Genomic DNA, 19,973 nt, shown 5'->3' with positions numbered 1-19,973 from the left:
GCAGATCAACGCAGGTTTAGAGGACAACATCTGTGTCGATCTGCGAAATCTGCGGTTCACTGAATTTTCGAGCAGGGCGCGGAAACGCCCCTACGATTAGGCCAGCCGCCGGCTCACCTCCGCCAGCTGTTCCAGCCTGGCCCGCGCCGCGCCCCCGGCGATCACCTCGCCCGCCTTGGCCACACCGGCCTCCAGGGTCTCGGCGAGGCCGGCACAGTAGAGGGCGGCCCCGGCGTTGAGCTGGACGATGTCGCGGGCCGGCCCCGGCCGGTTGTCGAATACCCCGTGGATCACCTCCAGGGAGTGGCCCGCATCGCGGACCTGGAGCGGCTCCAGGCTGGCACGCGGGAGGCCGAACTGCTCGGGGGCGATGGTGTAGGCGAAGACCTCGCCCTCCTTCAACTCCGCCACCCGGGTGGGGGCGGCGATGCTGATCTCGTCGAGGCCGTCCTCGGAGTGGACCACCAAGGCGTGGTGGGCACCGTTGCGCTGGAGTACCCGGGCCAGCGGCTCCACCCACTGTTCGGCGAACACCCCGAGCAGCAGGTTGGGGACGCCGGCGGGGTTGGTCAGCGGGCCGAGCAGGTTGAAGAGGGTGCGCACCCCCATCTCGCGGCGCGGGCCGATGGTGTGTTTCATCGCGCCATGGTGTTTCGGCGCGAACATGAAGCCGACCCCCACCTCCTCGACGCAGCGGGCCACCGCCTCCGGGCCGAGGTCGAGGTTGACCCCGGCCGCCTCCAGCAGGTCGGCGCTGCCCGACTTGCTGGAGACCGAGCGGTTGCCGTGCTTAGCCACCCGTCCGCCGGCGGCGGCGACCACGAAGGTGCAGGCGGTGGAGATGTTGAAGGTGCTCATGCCGTCGCCGCCGGTGCCGACGATGTCCACCAGGTGCTCGCCGGAGACCGCCACCGGGGTGGCCAGCTCGCGCATCACGGAAGCCGCGGCGGCGATCTCCTCGACCGTCTCGCCCTTCATCCGCAGACCGACCAGGAAGCCGCCGATCTGCGCCGGGGTCGCCTCACCGCCCATGATCAGCCCCATCACCGCGGTCATCTCGGCGGCGCTCAGATCGCGCCGCTCGGTCACCGCCTTGATCGCCCCTTGCATGTCCATCTTCTTATCCCATATCGGTTGATTGACGCGGAGAACGCAAAGACGCAGAGAACGCGGAGAAGAAGAGAATGAAAACTCTGCGCTCTCTGCGTCTTTGCGTTCTCTGCGTCCTATTGACCGTGTCTGAAAGAAACTAGCTGTTGAGGAAGTTGCGCAGGAGGTCGTGGCCGACCTTGGTGAGGATCGACTCGGGGTGGAACTGCACTCCCTCGACCTTCAGCTCACGGTGGCGCACGCCCATGATCTCGTCGACGCTGCCGTCCTCGTGTTCGGTCCACGCGGTCATCTCCAGGCAGTCGGGGAGGCTTTCCTTCTCGATCACCAGCGAGTGGTAGCGGGTCGCCTCGAACGGGTTGGGCAGACCGGCGAAGACGCCGACGTCCCGGTGATGGATCATCGAGGTCTTGCCGTGCATGATCTCGCGCGCATGGACGACCTTGCCGCCGAAGGCCTGGCCGATGGACTGGTGGCCGAGGCAGATGCCCAGCAGCGGCACCTTGCCCGCGAAGTGACGGATCGCCTCCACCGAGACCCCCGCCTCGTTGGGTGTGCAGGGGCCCGGAGAGACGACGATCCGCTCCGGCACCATCTCCTCGATCTGGTCGACGGTGAGCTCGTCGTTACGGTAGACCCGCACATCCGCCCCCAGCTCGCCCAGATACTGCACCACGTTGTAGGTAAACGAGTCGTAGTTGTCGATCATTAACAGCATTGTTCGAGTCCAGCAGTAAAACGCAGAGAACGCAAAGACGCAGAGAACGCGGAGTGTCTATAGTTTGTTGACGATCCGGTGTATGCCCTTCTTCAGCATGACTGCGTTGAAGTTGATCAATAAACCCAGTTTCAGACCGGAGAGGCGCAGATAGGTGAGCAACTGAGCCTTGTGGACGGGCTGGACGGCATCGACGGCCTTGAGTTCGACGACCACCCGATTGGCAACGATCAAATCGGAACGATAGGCGTGTTGTACGACGATCCCCTTGTAGGCGACAGGCATCACCACTTCGCACTCATGAGGAATCTTCCGCAAGCCGAGTTCATGACTCAAACAGTCCTGGTATGCGGACTCCAGCAGACCGGGGCCGAGCATCCGATGAACCTCGATGGCCGCCCCGATAACGTCGCTCGCCACCTGATTCTCGTCCATTCAGCCACTGCCTCTTACCCAAAAGCGCTAACCCTCTTCTCCGCGATCTCTGCGTCTCTGCGTTCTCCGCGTTACCAGTGCCCAAGCCCGGAAAGACTACCGATGCCCGGCGTCCAGCCCGGCCTCGGCGAGGGTGACGGCGCGGAAGATGGCGCGGCCCTTGTTCATGGTCTCCTTCCACTCCAGCCGGGGAATGGAGTCGTAGACGATGCCGGCGCCGGCCTGGATGTGCAGGGTGCGGTCCTTGATCACCGCGGTGCGGATGGCGATCGCGGTGTCCATGTTGCCGTTCCACGACAGATAACCCACCGCGCCCGCGTAGACCCCGCGCTTGACCGGCTCCATCTCGTCGATGATCTCCATCGCTCGAATCTTCGGCGCGCCGCTCACCGTGCCGGCGGGGAAGGTGGCGCGCAGCACGTCCATCGCCGAGAAGCCGGGCTTCAGCTTGCCCTCGACGTTGGAGACGATGTGCATGACGTGGGAGTAGCGCTCGATCACCATCCGGTCGGTGAGTTCCACCGTGCCGGTCCGGGCGATGCGCCCGACGTCGTTGCGCCCCAGATCGATCAGCATCAGGTGTTCGGCGCGCTCCTTGGGGTCGGCGAGCAGCTCGCGCTCCAGCGCCTGGTCCTCCTCCTCGCTCATGCCGCGGCGACGGGTGCCGGCGATCGGGCGGACGGTGACCACGCCGTCCTCCAGCCGGGTGAGGATCTCCGGCGAGGAGCCGACGATGTGGAAACCGCCGAGATCCAGGTAGTACATGTATGGCGAGGGGTTGAGCCCGCGCAGCGCCCGGTAGAGATCCAGCGGTCGCGAGTGGAATGGGATCGACAGGCGCTGGGAGAGCACCACCTGCATGATGTCGCCGTCGATGATGTACTGCTTGCTCTGCTCCACCGCCTGCTTGAACCCCTCCTCGGTGAAGCCGGAGACGAAGTCCTCCTCGGCCACCCGGGTGGAGCGCTCCACCGGCTGCTCCGGGGTCGGGCCGCGCAGCTTGCGCTGAAGTTCGCCGAGGCGGGTCTCGGCCTTCTTCAGCGCGTTGGCCTCGGCGGGGTCGGCATGGACGATGAGATAGAGCCGGCCGCGCAGGTTGTCGAAGACCACCACCTCCTCGGAGAGCAGCAGCAGGATATCGGGGCTGCCCAGCGGGTCGGGGTTGGGACACCCGTTGGGACCGTGCGCCAGCCGCGGCTCGATGTAGCGCACGGTGTCGTAGCCGAAGTAGCCGACCAGGCCGCCGGTGAATTTCGGCAGCCCCTCCACCGGGGCGACCCGGTAGCGCGCCTGGAACGCCTCGATCCAGGCCAGCGGATCGTCCGCCTCGGCGGTCTCCACCACCTGGCTGTCGCTCTCCACGGTGATCGCGTGGCCGCGCACGCTGAGCTGGGTGCGGCAAGGCAGGCCGATGATCGAGTAGCGGCCCCACTTCTCGCCGCCCTGCACCGATTCGAGCAGGAAGGAGCGGGGGCCGGCGGCCAGCTTGAGGTAGGTGGAGAGCGGGGTGTCGAGGTCGGCGAGGACCTCGCGCATCACGGGAATACGGTTGTGGCCTTGCGCGGCCAGCTCGGCGAACTGTTCGGGCGTCATGTTCTTCTCCCGGGGGGGATGCGGACAAAGAGTGAGCAAAAGGGTGTGTGGGCGAGGCGAGCCTCACCATCGCGTGCCGGGTTTGCCTTTCGCCGCGTTCTCCGCATTGAGGAACATCGTTCGTTCGCCTTGGTTCTTTTTGGGCTTTAAGAAATGGACAGGATTAACAGGATTTTTCAGGATTTACAGGTTTAAGAGGAGGAAAAGCATTTTCCTTTCTGACCTGTAAATCCTGAAAAATCCTGTTAATCCTGTCCATCTCTTCAATTGTCAGTCGAGCAGGTTCTCGATCTCGGTCAGGGCATCGATCACCGCGTCGGGTCCCGCCGCGCGGATGTCCTGGCCGTGATTATAACCATAACTCATGCAGACGATGGAGAAGCCGGCGGCGCGCGCCGCCTTCACGTCGCTCACCGAGTCGCCGATCATCAGCGACTTCGCGGGGTCGGCGCCGAGCCGCTCCGCCGCGTGCAGCAGCGGCAGCGGATCGGGCTTCTTGCGCGCCAGGGTGTCGCCGCTGATGACGATGGCGAAGTCGTCGAAGACGCCGAGGGTCTTCAACAGCGGGTGGGTGAACTGCTCGGCCTTGTTGGTGACGCAGCCGAGGCGGTAGCCCTGCGCCTTCAGCCAGTCGAGCCCCTCGCGCACACCGGGGTAGAGATGGGTCCGCACCGCGGTGTTCTCGGCATAGAGTTCGAGGAAGATCGGGTAGGCGCGCTGGAAGAGCGTCTCGTCGGGCTCGCCGTCGAGCCGGCCGATCAGCGCCCGCCGGGTGAGCCGCTCGACGCCGTTGCCGACCCAGTCGCGTACCCGCTCCTCGCCGTGGGGTGCCATGCCGAGACGCCGCATCATCTCGTCGACGCAGAAGGCCAGGTCCGGCACGCTGTCCACCAGCGTCCCGTCCACGTCGATCAACACCATCTCCGGATTACGGATCATTTTTGAGCTCCGGTGCTGAAAACGCGGAGAACGCAGAGGCGCAGAGAACGCAAAGGAAGAGTCGTAAGGCTGACCACTGGCCAACCCAATCATTCTTCTCTGCGTTCTCTGCGTCTCCGCGTTCTTTGCGTTTTTTCTCGGGACGTCGAAAAGGACTCAGGAACCGACCTTGGCCAGCTCGTCGCGGAACTGCTGGACGATGGTGTCGTAGCGGTTGGCATCGGCGTCGTTGGCGCCGCCGAAGATGCCGGAGCCGGCGACGAAGGTGTCGGCGCCCGCCTCGGCGATCTCGCGGATGTTGCTCGCCTTCACCCCGCCGTCGATCTCCAGGCGGATGTCGCGGCCGGAGGCATCGATGATCTTACGCGCCTGGCGCAGCTTCTCCAGGGTCGCCGGGATGAAGCTCTGGCCGCCGAAGCCGGGGTTGACCGACATCAGCAGCACCATGTCGACCTTGTCGATCACCCACTCCAGGCAATCGAGCGGGGTGGCGGGATTGAACACCAGACCGGACTTGCAGCCCTCGCCCTGGATCAGCTGCAGGGTGCGGTCGACGTGGCGCGAGGCCTCGGGGTGGAAGGTGATGTAGCTGGCGCCGGCCTTGGCGAAGTCGGGCACCAGCGCGTCCACCGGCTCGATCATCAGGTGGACGTCGATCGGCGCGGTGACGCCGTGCTTGCGCAGCGCGTCGCAGACCAGCGGGCCGATGGTCAGGTTCGGCACGTAGTGGTTGTCCATCACGTCGAAGTGGACGATGTCGCAACCGGAGGCGAGGACGTTGTCCACCTCCTCTCCCAGCTTGGCGAAGTTGGCGGAGAGGATGGAGGGGGCGAGCTGGAAGTCGGCCATGTCGATGACTCCTGAATTTCGATTATGATCTTGTCCAGGGAGCCGTCACGACCCCCCCGTATCCCAAGCGCCCGGTGGGCGCGGGCGAAAGAGCCCGGAACTCTACCGGAACCGCGCCTATTCGGCAATCGCGCCAAAAACCAACTTGAATTCAATCCGCTACGTGAAGCTTTCCACCCTCTTCCTGGTGCTGCTGACGATCCTCGCCGGGAATGCCGGGGCCGCCGGCGAACGCTGGGCGGACCGCCTCAACGCGGCCGAGGGGGAGACGCTGCTATGGTTGGAAGCGGACGTGGTGCCCGAGGAGAGCCCCGCCGCCGAGCCCGCGCCGACCGCCGGCGCGGCGGCGGAACCGTCGCCGGCCACATCACCGGGCCCCGCGCAGGCGACACCGGCCGCCAGCCCGACGCCGAGCCCGACTGAAAGCCTCTCACCTTCCCCGTCCCCATCGCCCGACACGGGGGCCGAATCCCCCCCCAAGGACCGCTTCGCCGCCCTGGCTCTCCCTTTCCTCACCCCGCAGCCTGAGGGCGGAGTGATCCTGATCCACGACCGCGGCGGCCACCCCGACTGGCCCGGAGTGATCGCGCCGTTGCGCCGCAGCCTGCCCAACCACGGCTGGGCCACCCTCTCCATCGAGTATCCCAACGGGACCCCCGGATTCGAACGCCGCATCGCCCGGGCGGTGAAGCGGATCGAGGCGGCGCTGCGCTTCTACAATGAGCGCCAGCTGTTCAACGTGGTGCTGGTGGGCCACGGCGAGGGGGCGCTGGCCGCCGCCGCCTACCTCGCCGACAACCCGCGCTCCGGGATCAGCGGCTTCGTCGCGGCGAGCCTGCCGACGCCCCCCGCCTCCGTGGGAGGACTGGTACTATTGGAGGGGATCCAGGTGCCGATGCTGGAGCTCTATGGCGAGCGGGACCGCTTCGAGGTGGTCGACGGCGCCCGCGAACGCTCCCGGGCGGTACTGCGTGGCGGCAACGCCCAGTACCGCCAACGGCTGGTGGCGGGGGCCGACCACTTCTTCTCCGCCATGGAGCCGACCCTGGTGGAGGCGGTGCGGCGGTGGCTGAAACGCTACTGCTCCGGCAAGAAGATGGAGTTGAGCAGCCTCGAGGGGCGGGCGATCCGCAAGTCCCTCGGGCGGGTCGACGCCTCGCCAGCCGCCGACGACGGCGCACCGCCGGTGGAAGAGGGGAGCAAACCACTCCCCGACGACGCCCCCTGAGCATCGTTACGCTACCACCGGGCGGAACAAACGACCGTTCCGACCGATGAAACTTCCGGCCGCCGTCTAGCCCCTTTTCATCCGCCTCCGGCCGGGGCAAAATGGCCGGCTCGCGAACAGGGAACCAATTGATGTCCATTGCGCTAACGCTCCACCTTTTGGCGACCGTGATCTGGGTCGGCGGTATGTTTTTCGCCCACGTGGCGATGCGTCCGGTGGCCGCCCAGCTGCTGGCGCCGCCGCAGCGGCTGCCGCTGCTGGCAGGGGTGTTCAAGCGCTTCTTCCTGTGGGTGTGGATCGCGGTGATCGTGCTGCCGGTGAGCGGCTACTGGATGGTCTTCGCGGTGCTCGGCGGGATGGGCGCCGTGGGCATCCATATCCACATCATGAGCGCCCTCGGCCTGGTGATGATCGGGCTGTTCGTCTTCCTCTATCTGCTCCCCTTCCGCGCCATGCGCGCGGCGCTCACCCGTGATGACTTCCGCGAGGCGGGACGGCGGCTGGCGCTGATCCGCGGGATCGTCGCCACCAACCTGGTGCTGGGGCTCACCGTCACCGTCATCGCCGTCGCCGGCAAATTTTTCTGAGCGGGAAACGGATGCGTTGGGGGCTGCGCCCCCGCATCCGTTTCCCGATCAGAAAAATTTGTGCGTGGGTGTGAAGGCGGGTGGCTGCGACGGCGCCTTCACCGCACCCCTCGGAACTTTTTTTGCTGCGATCCGTTCTTAACGGGTGGTTTGCATAACTTCCGAAGGAGCTGCCCATGAGCCGTCTCTCCCGTCTTGTCCGCCCGCTGGTGGCGGCACTCTTCATCGCCGCCTCCCCGATCGTCTCCGCCGCCCTGCCCCTGGCGGTGGACGGCGAGCCGTTGCCGACCCTCGCGCCGATGCTCGAGCGGATCACCCCGGCGGTGGTCAACATCGCCACCTACACCCGGGTACGGGTCTCCAATCCGCTGATGGAGGACCCCTTCTTCCGCCGCTTCTTCTCGCTGCCCGCCCCCCAGGAGCGGCGCTCGCGGGCCGCCGGTTCCGGCGTGGTGGTGGACGCCGAACGCGGCTATATCGTCACCAACCACCACGTGGTCGACAACGCCGAGGAGGTGGTGGTCACCCTGCGCGACGGACGCACCCTCGACGCCCAGGTGGTGGGCAGCGATCCGGAGACCGACGTGGCGGTGATCCAGGTGCCAGCCGAACACCTCACCGCCATCCCGATGGCCGACTCGGACAAGCTGCGGGTGGGCGATTTCGTGGTCGCCATCGGCAACCCCTTCGCCCTCGGCCAGACCGTCACCTCCGGCATCGTCTCGGCGCTGGGCCGCTCCGGCCTCGGCATCGAGGGCTACGAGGACTTCATCCAGACCGACGCCTCGATCAACCCCGGCAACTCCGGCGGCGCTCTGGTCAACCTGCGCGGCGAACTGACCGGCATCAACACCGCGATTCTCTCCAAGAGTGGCGGCAACGTCGGCATCGGCTTCGCCATCCCCACCAACATGGTGCGCCAGGTGCTCGACCAGTTGGTTAGCCACGGCCGGGTGGAGCGCGGCCGCCTCGGCATCACCGCCCAGGACCTCACCCCGGAGCTGGCCGCCGCCTTCGGCATCGACGAGCGCGGCGGCGCGGTGGTCGCCCAGGTGACCCCCGACTCGCCGGCCGCCAACGCCGGCGTCCAGGTGGGGGACGTGATCGTCTCGGTCAACGGCCACGCGGTGCGCGATGCCGCCGGGGTGCGCAACGCCGTCGGTCTGTTGCGGGTGGGGAGCGAGGTGGAGATGAAGGCGCTGCGCAGCGGCCAGCGGCTGACGCTCAAGGCGAAGGTGGAGAACGTCGCCCGCGACACCCTGGAGGGCGAGCGTCTCGACCCGCGACTGGCCGGCGCGCTGTTCAAGCTGATGGGTGAGCCGGGGAACGACCACGGAGTGGCGATCGCGCGGATCGAGCCCGGTTCGCCGGCGGCCCGCGCCGGCCTGCGCCGCGGCGACCTGATCGCCAGCGTCAACCGCCGCCCGATCACCTCCATCGAGGAGCTGGAGGCCGCGGTGGGCAACGGCAACGGCCCGCTGCTGCTCAACATCCACCGTGGACGCGAGGCGCAGTTCCTGCTGTTGCGGTGATCCTTTCAGGGCCGTTGCGTTTCGACCATGAAGGAGGCGAGAAGGGGTTATAGGGCGCCCCGCGGGCGCCGCGGCCGATCCGAACGGAAGGCGGTTTCGTTCGGCACGGCCCCCGCGGGGCGCCCTATACCCCTTGGTACGCTTCGTTCCTCTTCATGCCCTTGATGGTGAAATCATCCACCGTCCGAAAAGGATGACTCAGCGATTGAGCCACTCCAGGTATTCGCGCACGCCCTCTTCGACGGTCTTGAACGGCCGGTCGTAGCCCGCCTCGCGGAGCAGCGTGATATCCGCCTGGGTGAAGCTCTGGTAGCGCCCCTTGAGGTGGTCGGGGAAGGGGATGTACTCGATCTCGCCCTTGCCGTGATAGGCGATCACCGCGCGGGCGACGTCGTTGAAGCTCTGCGCGCGGCCGGTGCCGACGTTGAAGATGCCGGAGACCCGCGGGTTGTCGAGCAGCCACAGGTTCACCGCCACCGCGTCGCCGACGTAGATGAAGTCGCGGCTCTGGCCGCCGTTCTCATAGCCGTCGCAGCCCTCGAAGAGCTTCGGGTTCTGGCCGGCCAGCACCTGGGTGTTGAGGTGGAAGGCGACGGAGGACATGGTCCCCTTGTGCTGCTCGCGGGGGCCGTAGACGTTGAAGTAGCGCAGCCCGCACACCTGGGTGCCAATCTCGGGCATCAGCCGGCGCACGTAGTTGTCGAACTGGAACTTGGAGTAACCGTACATGTTGAGCGGCTCCTCGAACTCCGGCGACTCCTTGAAGGTGGTGCCGCCGCCGTAGACCGAGGCGCTGGAGGCGTAGATGAAGGCCGCGCCGCGCTCCAGGCAGTAGTGGAGCAGCGCCTTCGAGTACTCGTAGTTGACGTCCATGATGAACTTGCCGTTCCACTCGGTGGTCGACGAGCAGGCGCCCTCGTGGAAGATCGCCTCCACCGGCTCGGGGAACTCCTCGTCGTCGGCCACCCACTGGATGAAGTCGTCCTTGTCCATGTAGTCGAGGATGCGGCAGTCGACGAGGTTCTTGAATTTGGTGCCGTCCTCCAGGTCGTCCACCACCAGGATGTCGTCGCGCCCGCGCGCGTTGAGCGCCTTGACGATGTTGGAGCCGATAAAGCCGGCGCCGCCGGTGACAATGATCATTCGCCTTCCTCCGCGTTGGATGTTCGGTTTGCCGCTACCGGCCGCCGCGCAGGCGCTCGATCAGGCCGGTGGTGGAGAGGCCGTCGACGAAGCCGAGGATCGCCACTTCGCCGCCGTGGGCCTTGACGCACTTCGCGCCGGCCACCTCGTCCGGGCGGTAGTCGCCGCCCTTCACCAGCACGTCGGGGAGCACCCGGCAGTAGAGCCGTTCGGGGGTGTCCTCGGCGAAGGGGACCACCCAGTCGACGCACTCCAGGGCGGCGAGCAGCGCCATGCGCTGTTCGATCGGGTTGATCGGCCGCTCCTCGCCCTTCAGCCGGCGCACCGAGTCGTCGTCGTTGACCGCCACCACCAGCCGGTCGCCGAGGCGTCGCGCCTCCTCCAGGTAGGTGACGTGGCCGTGGTGCAGCAGGTCGAAGCAGCCGTTGGTCATCACCACCCGTTCGCCGTGGGCGCGGGCGTCGGCCACCGCCTCCACCAGGCGGTCCTCGCCGACCACCCCGCGGGCATCGTCGTGCTCCTCGTGCAGGGCGCGGCGCAGCTCGGCGGCGGTGACCGTGGCGGTGCCCACCTTGCCCACCACCAGGCCGGCGGCGAGGTTGGCCAGGATGGTCGCCTCGGGCCAGTCGTCGCCGGCGGCCAGGGCCGCGGCGAGCACCGAGATGACGGTGTCGCCGGCACCGGTGACGTCGTAGACCTCGCGGGCACGGGTCGGCAGGTGGAGCACGTCGCAGTCGCGGCGAAACAGGCTCATGCCGTGCTCACCGCGGGTCACCAGCACCCCCTCCAGCTCGAAGCGCTCGAGCAGTTCGCTGCCGCGTTCGACCAGCGCCTCGTCGTCGCGGCAATGACCCACCACCGCCTCGAACTCCCCCAGGTTGGGGGTGATCAGGCTGGCCCCGCGGTAGCGGCCGAAGTCGCGCCCCTTGGGGTCCACCAGCACCGGGCGGCCGGCCGCGCGGGCCAGCTCGATCAGCCGCGGGGCGTCGCGTAGCGCCCCTTTGGCATAGTCGGAGAGCAGCACCACGTCGCAACGTTCGAGCCCGGTCGAGAACGGTTCGATCAACGAGCTCTCGTCGCCGTCGTGGAAGGCGTCCTCGAAGTCGAGGCGGATCAGCTGCTGGTGGCGCGAGAGCACCCGCAGCTTGGTGATGGTGGGGGCCCCTTCCACCACGCGGAAGGCGCAGCGCACCCCGGCGGACTCCAGCCGGCGGCCGAGGACCTCGGCCGCCTCGTCGCGGCCGGTGAGGCCGACCAGCTCCACCGAACCGCCCAGCGCCGCGATGTTCAGCGCCACGTTGGCCGCCCCGCCGGGGCGCTCCTCGCGGCTCTCCACCCGCACCACCGGCACCGGCGCCTCGGGCGAGATGCGCGAGGTGGCGCCGTGGTAGTAGCGGTCGAGCATCACGTCGCCGGCCACCAGCACGCGGGCGCGATCGAAGGGGGGGAGGGCGCTCTTCAGCATCGGCAGTCACTTCTTCGTTTGGGCCACTTTCAACAGCAGGGCGTCGATGTGCTGCTGCTTGAGCTTGGCGCGCGCCTCGTTGAGCACGGCCAGGTCGCTGAACGGCCCCAGGCGCACCCGGTGCCAGGTCTCGTTGCCGGAGGTGGTCACCTTCTGGATCTCGGCGGAGAGACCGAGGAAGGCGATCTTCGCCTTCAGCTGGTCGGCCTGCTCGTTGGTGCGGAAGGAGCCGGCCTGGAGCATGTAGGTGCCGGGGGCCTTCACCTGGGGCACCCCCTCCTTCACCTCGGCGGAGAGCTCCTGGGGCGGCACCACCGTCTCCATCTCCGAGAGGATGGTGTAGAACTCGAACTTCGGCTTCTCCGGCGCCTTCTTCGCCTCCGCGGTGGGGGTCGGCCGGGGCTTCGGCTGGGGCTTCGGCGTCTCCTTGGGGGGCGGCGGCGATGGCTTCGGCGTCACCTTCACCGCGTGTTCCGGGGCTCCCGCCGGTTGGGTGGCCAACCAGGCGAGCGCCGCGATGAACAGTCCCACCACCAGCCCGGTGGTCAGCATCAGCCACGCCGGGGCGACGGTGCGCTCCGGCTTCTTGTTGCGGGAGGTGGTGTTCTTGTAGTCGCGGGACATGGTGGACTACATGGTCTCCGGAGCGGAGACCCCGAGCAGGCGCAGGCCGTTGGCCAGCACCTGGCGGGTCGCCTCGATCAGGTTGAGGCGGGCGTCGCGCAGCTCCACGTCGTCGACCAGGAAGGGGTGGGCGTTGTAGTAGGCGTGGAAGTCGTTGGCCAGTTCGCGCAGGTAGTGGGCGACCTGGTGGGGCTCGTGGTTGAGCGCGGCGGCCTCCACCACCTCGGGGTACTTGGCGAGGCTGGTGAACAGCGCCTCCTCGTGGGACTCGTCGAGCCGGCCGAGGCCGGCCGCGCCGCGGGCGTGGTCGCGGTCGAGCCCCTTCTCGCCGAGCTGGCGCATCACGCTGCACACCCGGGCGTGGGCGTACTGGATGTAGTACATCGGGTTGTCGTTGGACTGCGACTTGGCCAGATCCAGGTCGAAGTCGAGGTGCTGCTCGCACTTGCGCATGACGTAGAAGAAGCGGGCGGCGTCGCTGCCCACCTCGTCGCGCAGCTCGCGCAGGGTGACGAACTCGCCGGAGCGGGTCGACATCTGCGCCTTCTCGCCGCCGCGGTAGAGGATCGCGAACTGCACCAGCAGCACGTCGAGCTTGGCGGGGTCGCCGCCCATCGCCTCGATCGCCGCCTTCACCCGCGGCACGTAGCCGTGGTGGTCGGCGCCCCAGATGTCGATCAGCCGGTCGAAGCCGCGCTCCAGCTTGTGCATGTGGTAGGCGATGTCGGAGGCGAAGTAGGTCTTGGCGCCGTTGTCGCGCACCACCACCCGGTCCTTCTCGTCGCCGAAGGCGGTGGAGCGGAACCACAGCGCCCCCTCCTGCTCGTAGATGTGGCCGGCGGCCTGGAGCTTCTCGATGGCGCGGTCGACGGTGCCGTCCTCGGTCAGCGAGCGCTCGGAGAACCACTCCTGATAGGTGACGCCGAACTCGCCGAGGTCCTGGCGGATGTCGCCGAGGATGTCGTCGAGGGCCAGATCGAACACCTTGCGGTAGGTCACCGGCCCGAGCAGCTCCTTGGCGCGCGCGATCAGGCCGTCGATGTGCGCCTCCTTGTCGCCGCCCACCGGCTCGTCGTCGGGCACCCCCTCGAACAGCACCGCCTCGGGGTGGCGGTACTCATCGCCGTTCTCCCGGTGCAGGGTGGCGGCGATGTCCCAGATGTAGTCGCCCTTGTAACCGTTGGCGGGGAAGGCGAAGGCCTCACCGGCCAGCTCCAGGTAGCGCAGCCAGACGCTGGTGGCGAGGATGTCCATCTGCCGGCCGGCGTCGTTGACGTAGTACTCGCGATGCACCTCGAAACCGGCCGCCTCCAGCAGGTCGGAGACCACCGCACCATAGGCCGCGCCGCGGCCGTGGCCGACGTGGAGCGGACCGGTGGGGTTGGCGGAGACGAACTCCACCATCACCTTCTGCCCCTTGCCGACCGTCGAGCGACCGTAGGCCTCACCGGCGGCGAGGATGTCGCCGACGATGGCGCGGGCCGCTTCGGCGGTCATGTGGAAATTGATGAAGCCGGGTCCTGCGATCTCCACCTTGGCCACCCGTTCGGAGGCGGGCAAGCTGCCTACGATCAGCTCGGCGATGTCGCGGGGCTTCCTGCGGGCGGGCTTGGCCAGCAGCATCGCCACGTTGCAGGCGAAGTCGCCGTGCTTCTTGTCGCGGGTCCGTTCGATGGTCAGGCTGGACGGGGGGGCGCACTCCAGGGTGCCGCCGGCGCGCAGGGACTCCAGCGCCCCCAGCAGCAGGGATTCGAGATGGCGTTTCAAGGTGTTGGGTTCCGGCTCGGTGGATCGGAGAACCGGCAATTCTACCCTTTGGCGATGACGGACGGAACCGGGCGTGCGAGGGAGCCGAGCGGCGGCGTTTCAACCACGGAGGATCACTGGGCGAAAGAGGGGGGATGGCGCCGGCACGTCCGCTGCCGCCGGGTCGAAGGCGGCACTTCGACCCGGCGGCAGGGCGCCTTGCTTGGCGCCCGAATCATTTCCCGGCAATGTAGCGCCGATCGTCGAAGGTGTGTACCCACTCCGGCCGGAACCCCACCAGCACCGCGGTCACCATGCCGTTGAGGAACCCCTCCGGGACCATCATCAGGGGGAAGAAGGGAAGGTACTCGTAGGAGAGCCGCGACATCGGATAGGTGCCGCTGAGCAGCAGCACCAGGACGGTGACGGTGGCCGACAGCGCCACCGCCAGCCCCGCGCCGAAAAAACCGTTGCCGAGTACGTAGATGAAGAAGTTGAGCGGCAGCCGCCGCTCCAGCTGGCCGCGCAGCCAGTGGCTGAAGAGGATCGGCACCGCTCCCATCAGCAGGATGTTCACCGGGAAGGTGTGCCAGCCGGCCCCGCCGTTGAGGGTGATACCGAAGAGCACCAGGGAGGCGCCGATCAGCGCCATCTGCCAGCCGAACATCAGGGTCAGGGTGGTCATCCCCAGGTAGTGGAAGCTCATCCCCGGGGAGATGCCGGCGCGCATCGACCAGATCACCAGCAGCACCACGCAGGCGCCGAGGAAGGTGTTGAAGGTGGCCGGCTCCAGCATCCGCTTCCACGGGGCGTGGCGGATCGCCCGGTACATCAGGTAGAGGTAGATCAGCAGCGCCATGCCGATCCACTCGATCGGCAACAGCCCGTCGGGCATGTCCACGGAACGGCTCCTCGGGGTGCGGCCGGCGATCGCCCGGTGCCGGCGGCACGGCCCCTGTGGGCTGCGGCCCTCCCGGCCGCGATGGTTCAGAGTGCCGGACCCGACGCAACCGTCGATCCGGGTATCCTGCAATAATAACCTTTGACCGTAGAAACCCCTACTCTACCCTCGTCGCTCCGCCTATTCGAGCAAATCGAAGGCGGTAAATTCGATCGTGGCAGCTTCGTTTTCGATGGGCACGCTACGCTTTGCCCATCCTACGTTACCCCTCGGCCGCCTCCTCCGCCGCCTTCTTCCGCCGGTAGCGCACCTTCTTCAGGCTCTTCGAACCGACGTAGCCGATGAACTCCTCGAAGTTCTCGAAGCGGTCGGCCAGCGCCGAGACCGTCTCCACCAGGGCGCGGGTCTCCGCGATCTCCTCGTGGCTGCGCCCGCAGGCGCGGCAGTGGGTCCCCTCTTCGGAGCAGTGCTCCTTGCCGATGCAGGGTACGAATTTCAACCAAGCCTCCTCCCCGTGTCGGGTTCATCACAAACAATCGCGCAAAAAAACAGCCAGTTAGCCGCCCATCTTCCAGTAACTTGCAAAAATGCAGCCACCTTGGCCCGGGACTCAGGAATTCACGCAGGTGTCATCGGCCGTTGGAAGAATACTCCTCCCCTGGAAGGGAGCCCGGCGCCGGCGCCCCGACGGAGCCGCCAATCCACTGCTGGAGCCCTGGCTTGATGATGCACCTGCCGCCCCTCCACTGCGCCTCGACCCTCGGCGAACTGCCCGCCTTCGATGAGACGGTGGGCAGCGAGACGCCGGGGGAGGAGGTGGCGCGCCGGCTGCGCAGCCGCGAGGAGCTGCCGGGGGTGATGGTGACCCACGAAGGCCACCTCGCCGGCGTGATCTCGCGGCGCGGCTTCCTGGAGACCATGTCCCAGCGCTACGGCCTGGAGATCTACCTCCAGCGGCCGGTACGGATGCTCCTGGAGGCGCTGCCCACCCCGCCGCTGCGGCTGCCCGCCGAGCTCTCGGTGCACCACGCCGCCGCCCGCGCCCTGGAACGCCCGGAGGCCGAGCTCTACGAACCGGTGGCGGTGGACAGCGGAGGCCGCCCGCGGCTGGTCGACGTCCACACCCTGCTGCGCGCCCAGTCGCGCATCCTGGAGCTGGCCCACGCCGAGACCGCCCGCGCCCTGGACGAGCTGCGCGACACCCAGGAGGACCTGCTGGAGGCGCGCAAGATGGCCGCCCTGGGCCAACTGGTGGCGGGCATCGCCCACGAGATCAACACCCCGGTGGGGGTCAGCCTCACCGCCGCCACCCACTGGCGGGAGGAGGCGGCGCGGCTTCGTAGTGCTTTCGAGGGGGGCGGACTGAAACGCTCCGAGCTGAAGCGCTTCCTCTCCCATGGCGACGAATCGGCGGGGCTGGTGATCACCAATCTGCAGCGGGCCGCCGAGCTGATCCGCGGCTTCAAGCAAGTGGCGGTGGACCAGAGCGTGGAGACCCGCCGCCCGTTCAAGCTGCGCAGCTATTTGAAGACGGTGCTGCACAGCCTGCGCCCGCGGCTCAAGCAGACCCCCCACGTGGTGGAGGTGGAGTGTCCCAAGCGGCTCACCCTCGACAGCTACCCCGGCGCGCTGTGGCAGGTGATCACCAACCTCACCATCAACGCGCTGACCCACGCCTTCGAAGAGGGCGCCAAGGGATTGGTCCGGATCGACGTCCATGAACGCGACGAGCGGGTCCTGATCGACTTCCGCGACAACGGCCGCGGCGTACCCAAGGCGCACCAGGAGCGGCTCTTCGAACCCTTCTTCACCACCCGCCGCGGCCGCGGCGGCACCGGCCTCGGACTGCACATCACCTACAACCTGGTGACCCGCCGCCTCGGCGGCGAGATCCACTGCGAGAGCCCCACCCCCGCGGGTCCGGGCACCCGCTTTCTCATCGACATCCCGGCGGTCGCGCCCGACGCCGACCGCTCCACGACGTAGCGCCCCCAATCCGGAGGTTCCCATGAACTTCGACCGATTCTCGCAACTGCTGGCCAGCGACGGCATCTCCGCCGACACCCGCCACGGCGACCTGTTCCGCGTCGACGGAGGTGAGGAGGACGAACTGCTGCTGCTCGACGACGAGGAGGTGACCCCCCACGACAGCGCCGATGCCTGGAAGGTGTTGATCGTCGACGACGACGAAGAGGTGCACCAGGTGACCCGGCTGGTGCTCTCCGATCTCTCCTTCGACGACCGCCCGGCGCAGTTCGTCAGCGCCTTTTCCGGCCACCAGGCCCGCGCCATGCTTGCCGAACACCCCGACGTGGCGCTGGTGCTGCTCGACGTGGTGATGGAGCGCGACGACGCCGGCCTGCGCCTGGTGCGCCACATCCGCGATGAACTGCACAACGCCAACACCCGGATCATCCTGCGCACCGGCCAGCCGGGCCGCGCCCCGGAGCGCCACGTGATCCTCCACTACGACATCAACGACTACCGGGAAAAGGGCGAACTGACCGCCCAGCAGCTCTACACCAGCGTCATCTCCTCGCTGCGCACCTACCAGGCGATCCGCGAGCTGGAGGCGATGAACAGCGAACTGGAGGCGCGGGTGGAGGCGCGCACCCACGAACTGCGCGAAGCCAACGAGGCGCTGGCCCGCGCCCGCGACCGCCTCCAGCTGGAGCACGATCTGGCCAAGGAGGTGTTCCGCAAGGCGGTCAAGCCCGGCTCCCTCGACCACCCCCGCCTGCGCCACTGGCGCGCACCGATGGACGTGGTCAGCGGCGACCTGCTGCTCGCCGCCCGCCGTCCCGGCGGCGGCCAGTACCTGCTGATGGGCGACTTCACCGGCCACGGCCTCTCCGCCGCCCTCGGCGCCCTGCCCATCGCCCAGCTCTTCTACCGCGAGTGCCGCCGCGGCCACGACGTGGCGCGCATCGTCGTCGCCCTCAACGAACTGCTCGAACAATCGCTGCCCACCGGCTTCTTCCTCGCCGCCTGCCTGGTGGAGGACGACGGCGAGGGTCACGCGCGGATCTGGAACGGCGGCGCACCCGACGCCCTGCTGCTCGACCGCGACGGCCGCGTGGTCCGGCGCTTCCCCTCCGGCGACCTGGCGCTCGGCATCGTCCACAGCGACCATCTGGAACTGGCGATCCAAGCGATCCACCATGGCGAGGCGACCCGGCTGCTCCTCTACACCGACGGCGTCATCGAGGCGCGCAACGAGGCGGGAGAGATCTTCGGTGAGGAGCGCCTGCTGGCCGCCCTGGAGAGCGAAGAGGACGCGGTGGAGCGGGTTCGCCACCACCTCGAAACCTTCCGCGGCGACGCCTCGCAGACCGACGACATCACCCTGGTGGAGCTCCTCCACCCCGAGGCGGCCGGATAACCACGAAGCGTTTCGCCGCGAGGCGCACCGGTCGGAGCGTGGTGCGCCTCGTACCTCGGCACACCCTACGGTCGCGTGCGCATCTCCGCGTACTTTCGAATGCGGCGCCCCCCCGACGCGACGCCCCCCGCGGTGCCAAGGGCCCGCGAAAGAATAACCCCCTGTTTGGGGAGGCCGATCCGCTTCCCCCGGCGGCGTTGCGCAAAGGGTTACCTACAACGCGTATGCGCCCCTTTGCGCGCCTTGCCGGAGGGGCGTCTCGACGCCACAAAACAGGGTGTTATTCTTTCGCGGGCCCTGAGCCCCATCCGACACGGGAAACAACAAGAATGATCGAGATCGACGGCAGCCGCGGCGAGGGGGGCGGACAGATCCTGCGCAGCGCCCTCACCCTGTCGCTGATCACCGGCCACCCCTTCACCCTCCGCGACATCCGCGCCCGCCGCGCCAAGGCCGGCCTCGCGCCGCAACACCTCGCCGCCGTCCAGCTCGCCGCCGCCATCGGCCAGGCCGAGGTGGAGGGCGACCGCATCGGCGCCCACGAACTCACCTTCCGCCCCCACACCCTGCGCGCCGACCACTACCACCAGGACGTCGGCACCGCCGGCGCCACCCCGCTGCTCGCCCAGACCGCCCTGCTCCCCCTGGCGCTCGCCCGCCACGCCTCGCGCCTCACCCTCAGCGGCGGCACCCACGTGCGCTGGTCCCCCTGCGCCCACTATCTGGAGTGGCAGTGGCTCCCCTACCTGCGCGAGATGGGCGTCGAGACCACCTTCCGCCTGGAGCGCGCCGGCTTCTATCCCCGGGGCAACGGCGCCATCGAGCTCACCGTCGAACCGGCCGAGCGCCTGCTGCCGCTGCACCTCACCCGCAGCGGCGCCCTGCTCGGCGTGCGCGGCCTGAGCGCGGTGGCCGATCTCCCGCGGGAGATCGCCGAACGGCAGGCGCGGCGCGCCGACCACCTGCTCCACGGCATCACCCCCGAGAGCGCGGTGGAGGTAGCCGAACTCCCCGCCGGCTCCCCCGGCACCCTGCTCATCCTGCTCGCCGAATTCGAATACAGCCGCGCCTGCTTCTTCGCCCTGGGCGAACGGGGCAAGCGCGCCGAACAGGTGGCCGACGAAGCGGTCGACGCCCTGCGCGAATTCCTCGCCACCGACGCCGCCATCGACCCCTGGCTCGCCGACCAGCTGCTCCTCCCGCTGGCGCTCGCCGACGGCGAATCCCAACTGCGCACCCCCGCGGTCACCGGCCACCTGCGCACCAACCTCGAAGTGATCGAAGCCTTCCTCCCCGATACCGTCACCCTCGAAGGCGCCGACGACGCCCCCGGCGACCTCTACATCCACGGCCACGGCCTGCCGTAGTTCTTTTCAGCGCTCGTGAACAACGCGGAGGACGCAGAGACGCAGAGAACGCGGAGAAGAGTAATTGGGGCGAAAAAAAAGCTGGCGCCGGAGAGGGAGTTGTCCACGGAAACTACCAACTCTGCCGCGGCCTGCTGCTTTCGTCTCATTCTTCTTTGCGCTCTCTGCGTTCTCCGCGTTACCCCTCCCACCGCCAAACAGCCGCCCTCCCCGCCCCTCCCGCCGGCCGAAACAAGCCACTGCCCAACGCCCGCGCTCAACGCAGAGAACGCGGAGACGCAGAGAACGCAAAGAAGAAAAGGGCGAGAACACAAACCCAGCACCAATCCGACCGCCAGCCCCCTCTTCTCCGCG

18 protein-coding genes are annotated in these 19,973 nt (G+C 67.9%); 6 read left to right on the top strand and 12 right to left on the bottom strand.

The annotated features are described in order from the left end of the window. Positions 1 to 96: 96 nt before the first annotated feature. The 6 genes from trpD to rpe form a co-directional block, all read right to left on the bottom strand. Positions 97 to 1,116 (bottom strand): anthranilate phosphoribosyltransferase, encoded by a 1,020-nt coding sequence (trpD, locus tag ACYQ2W_RS07670; RefSeq protein WP_459864938.1) that lies wholly within the window; start codon positions 1,114 to 1,116, stop codon positions 97 to 99. Between the two features lie 133 nt (positions 1,117 to 1,249). Then, complete coding sequence (locus ACYQ2W_RS07665; RefSeq protein ID WP_459864936.1) at positions 1,250 to 1,828, bottom strand: aminodeoxychorismate/anthranilate synthase component II; 579 nt, start codon at positions 1,826 to 1,828, stop codon at positions 1,250 to 1,252. Between the two features lie 57 nt (positions 1,829 to 1,885). Continuing rightward, positions 1,886 to 2,263 (bottom strand): GxxExxY protein, encoded by a 378-nt coding sequence (locus tag ACYQ2W_RS07660; RefSeq protein ID WP_459864934.1) that lies wholly within the window; start codon positions 2,261 to 2,263, stop codon positions 1,886 to 1,888. A gap of 96 nt (positions 2,264 to 2,359) precedes the next feature. Continuing rightward, complete coding sequence (trpE, locus tag ACYQ2W_RS07655; protein ID WP_459864932.1) at positions 2,360 to 3,856, bottom strand: anthranilate synthase component I; 1,497 nt, start codon at positions 3,854 to 3,856, stop codon at positions 2,360 to 2,362. A 270-nt stretch (positions 3,857 to 4,126) separates the two neighbouring features. Continuing rightward, positions 4,127 to 4,795 carry a phosphoglycolate phosphatase gene (locus tag ACYQ2W_RS07650; protein WP_459864930.1) on the bottom strand — a complete coding sequence of 223 codons (669 nt, stop codon included), beginning with the start codon at positions 4,793 to 4,795 and terminating at the stop codon, positions 4,127 to 4,129. A gap of 156 nt (positions 4,796 to 4,951) precedes the next feature. After that, positions 4,952 to 5,644, bottom strand: a complete 693-nt coding sequence (gene rpe, locus ACYQ2W_RS07645; RefSeq protein ID WP_459864928.1) for a ribulose-phosphate 3-epimerase — start codon at positions 5,642 to 5,644, stop codon at positions 4,952 to 4,954. Positions 5,645 to 5,789: 145 nt separating this feature from the next. Between rpe and ACYQ2W_RS07640 the strand changes: the two genes are divergently transcribed. From ACYQ2W_RS07640 to ACYQ2W_RS07630, 3 genes are all read left to right on the top strand, one after another. Further along, positions 5,790 to 6,872 (top strand): DUF3530 family protein, encoded by a 1,083-nt coding sequence (locus ACYQ2W_RS07640; RefSeq protein ID WP_459864926.1) that lies wholly within the window; start codon positions 5,790 to 5,792, stop codon positions 6,870 to 6,872. A 131-nt stretch (positions 6,873 to 7,003) separates the two neighbouring features. Continuing rightward, positions 7,004 to 7,459, top strand: coding sequence for a CopD family protein (locus ACYQ2W_RS07635; protein ID WP_459864924.1), 456 nt, complete (start codon positions 7,004 to 7,006; stop codon positions 7,457 to 7,459). Positions 7,460 to 7,635: 176 nt separating this feature from the next. Continuing rightward, on the top strand, positions 7,636 to 8,991 hold the full coding sequence (locus ACYQ2W_RS07630; protein ID WP_459864922.1) for a DegQ family serine endoprotease: 1,356 nt from the start codon (positions 7,636 to 7,638) through the stop codon (positions 8,989 to 8,991). Between the two features lie 198 nt (positions 8,992 to 9,189). Here the strand turns inward: ACYQ2W_RS07630 and rfaD are convergent, their stop codons facing one another. The 6 genes from rfaD to ACYQ2W_RS07600 all read right to left on the bottom strand — a co-directional run bounded on the left by rfaD (position 9,190) and on the right by ACYQ2W_RS07600 (position 15,369). Next, the gene (gene rfaD / locus ACYQ2W_RS07625) at positions 9,190 to 10,134 is read right to left on the bottom strand and encodes an ADP-glyceromanno-heptose 6-epimerase (RefSeq protein WP_459864920.1); all 945 of its coding nucleotides are present in this window, start codon (positions 10,132 to 10,134) and stop codon (positions 9,190 to 9,192) included. A gap of 34 nt (positions 10,135 to 10,168) precedes the next feature. Next, entirely contained in the window at positions 10,169 to 11,596 is a 1,428-nt protein-coding gene (hldE, locus tag ACYQ2W_RS07620; protein ID WP_459865000.1) for a bifunctional D-glycero-beta-D-manno-heptose-7-phosphate kinase/D-glycero-beta-D-manno-heptose 1-phosphate adenylyltransferase HldE, read from the bottom strand. A 9-nt stretch (positions 11,597 to 11,605) separates the two neighbouring features. Further along, positions 11,606 to 12,223 carry an SPOR domain-containing protein gene (locus ACYQ2W_RS07615; protein WP_459864917.1) on the bottom strand — a complete coding sequence of 206 codons (618 nt, stop codon included), beginning with the start codon at positions 12,221 to 12,223 and terminating at the stop codon, positions 11,606 to 11,608. A gap of 6 nt (positions 12,224 to 12,229) precedes the next feature. Further along, a complete protein-coding gene (gene argS / locus ACYQ2W_RS07610) occupies positions 12,230 to 13,990 on the bottom strand; it encodes an arginine--tRNA ligase (RefSeq protein ID WP_459864915.1) in 1,761 nt (586 codons plus the stop codon). A gap of 214 nt (positions 13,991 to 14,204) precedes the next feature. Beyond that, positions 14,205 to 14,864 carry an energy-coupling factor ABC transporter permease gene (locus tag ACYQ2W_RS07605; protein ID WP_459864998.1) on the bottom strand — a complete coding sequence of 220 codons (660 nt, stop codon included), beginning with the start codon at positions 14,862 to 14,864 and terminating at the stop codon, positions 14,205 to 14,207. A 268-nt stretch (positions 14,865 to 15,132) separates the two neighbouring features. Then, complete coding sequence (locus ACYQ2W_RS07600) at positions 15,133 to 15,369, bottom strand: DUF1289 domain-containing protein (RefSeq protein WP_459864912.1); 237 nt, start codon at positions 15,367 to 15,369, stop codon at positions 15,133 to 15,135. Between the two features lie 224 nt (positions 15,370 to 15,593). Between ACYQ2W_RS07600 and ACYQ2W_RS07595 the strand changes: the two genes are divergently transcribed. From ACYQ2W_RS07595 to rtcA, 3 genes are all read left to right on the top strand, one after another. Next, positions 15,594 to 16,856, top strand: a complete 1,263-nt coding sequence (locus ACYQ2W_RS07595; protein WP_459864910.1) for a sensor histidine kinase — start codon at positions 15,594 to 15,596, stop codon at positions 16,854 to 16,856. Between the two features lie 22 nt (positions 16,857 to 16,878). Beyond that, on the top strand, positions 16,879 to 18,252 hold the full coding sequence (locus ACYQ2W_RS07590) for a PP2C family protein-serine/threonine phosphatase (protein WP_459864908.1): 1,374 nt from the start codon (positions 16,879 to 16,881) through the stop codon (positions 18,250 to 18,252). 329 nt (positions 18,253 to 18,581) lie between these two features. Then, on the top strand, positions 18,582 to 19,619 hold the full coding sequence (rtcA, locus tag ACYQ2W_RS07585) for an RNA 3'-terminal phosphate cyclase (protein ID WP_459864906.1): 1,038 nt from the start codon (positions 18,582 to 18,584) through the stop codon (positions 19,617 to 19,619). The last annotated feature ends 354 nt before the right edge of the window (positions 19,620 to 19,973 follow it).

The sequence above is a fragment of the Endothiovibrio diazotrophicus genome (assembly GCF_054657215.1).
The sequence above is the reverse complement of the archived record's forward strand: the minus strand, read 5'-3'. Positions and strand labels throughout refer to the sequence as shown.

Coding starts and splice junctions, on each gene's coding strand:
- trpD (WP_459864938.1), bottom strand. CDS start 1,116: ATGGACATGCAAGGGGCGATCAAGGCGGTGACCGAGCGGCGCGATCTG.
- ACYQ2W_RS07665 (WP_459864936.1), bottom strand. CDS start 1,828: ATGCTGTTAATGATCGACAACTACGACTCGTTTACCTACAACGTGGTG.
- ACYQ2W_RS07660 (WP_459864934.1), bottom strand. CDS start 2,263: ATGGACGAGAATCAGGTGGCGAGCGACGTTATCGGGGCGGCCATCGAG.
- trpE (WP_459864932.1), bottom strand. CDS start 3,856: ATGACGCCCGAACAGTTCGCCGAGCTGGCCGCGCAAGGCCACAACCGT.
- ACYQ2W_RS07650 (WP_459864930.1), bottom strand. CDS start 4,795: ATGATCCGTAATCCGGAGATGGTGTTGATCGACGTGGACGGGACGCTG.
- rpe (WP_459864928.1), bottom strand. CDS start 5,644: ATGGCCGACTTCCAGCTCGCCCCCTCCATCCTCTCCGCCAACTTCGCC.
- ACYQ2W_RS07635 (WP_459864924.1), top strand. CDS start 7,004: ATGTCCATTGCGCTAACGCTCCACCTTTTGGCGACCGTGATCTGGGTC.
- ACYQ2W_RS07630 (WP_459864922.1), top strand. CDS start 7,636: ATGAGCCGTCTCTCCCGTCTTGTCCGCCCGCTGGTGGCGGCACTCTTC.
- rfaD (WP_459864920.1), bottom strand. CDS start 10,134: ATGATCATTGTCACCGGCGGCGCCGGCTTTATCGGCTCCAACATCGTC.
- ACYQ2W_RS07615 (WP_459864917.1), bottom strand. CDS start 12,223: ATGTCCCGCGACTACAAGAACACCACCTCCCGCAACAAGAAGCCGGAG.
- ACYQ2W_RS07605 (WP_459864998.1), bottom strand. CDS start 14,864: ATGCCCGACGGGCTGTTGCCGATCGAGTGGATCGGCATGGCGCTGCTG.
- ACYQ2W_RS07595 (WP_459864910.1), top strand. CDS start 15,594: ATGATGCACCTGCCGCCCCTCCACTGCGCCTCGACCCTCGGCGAACTG.
- ACYQ2W_RS07590 (WP_459864908.1), top strand. CDS start 16,879: ATGAACTTCGACCGATTCTCGCAACTGCTGGCCAGCGACGGCATCTCC.
- rtcA (WP_459864906.1), top strand. CDS start 18,582: ATGATCGAGATCGACGGCAGCCGCGGCGAGGGGGGCGGACAGATCCTG.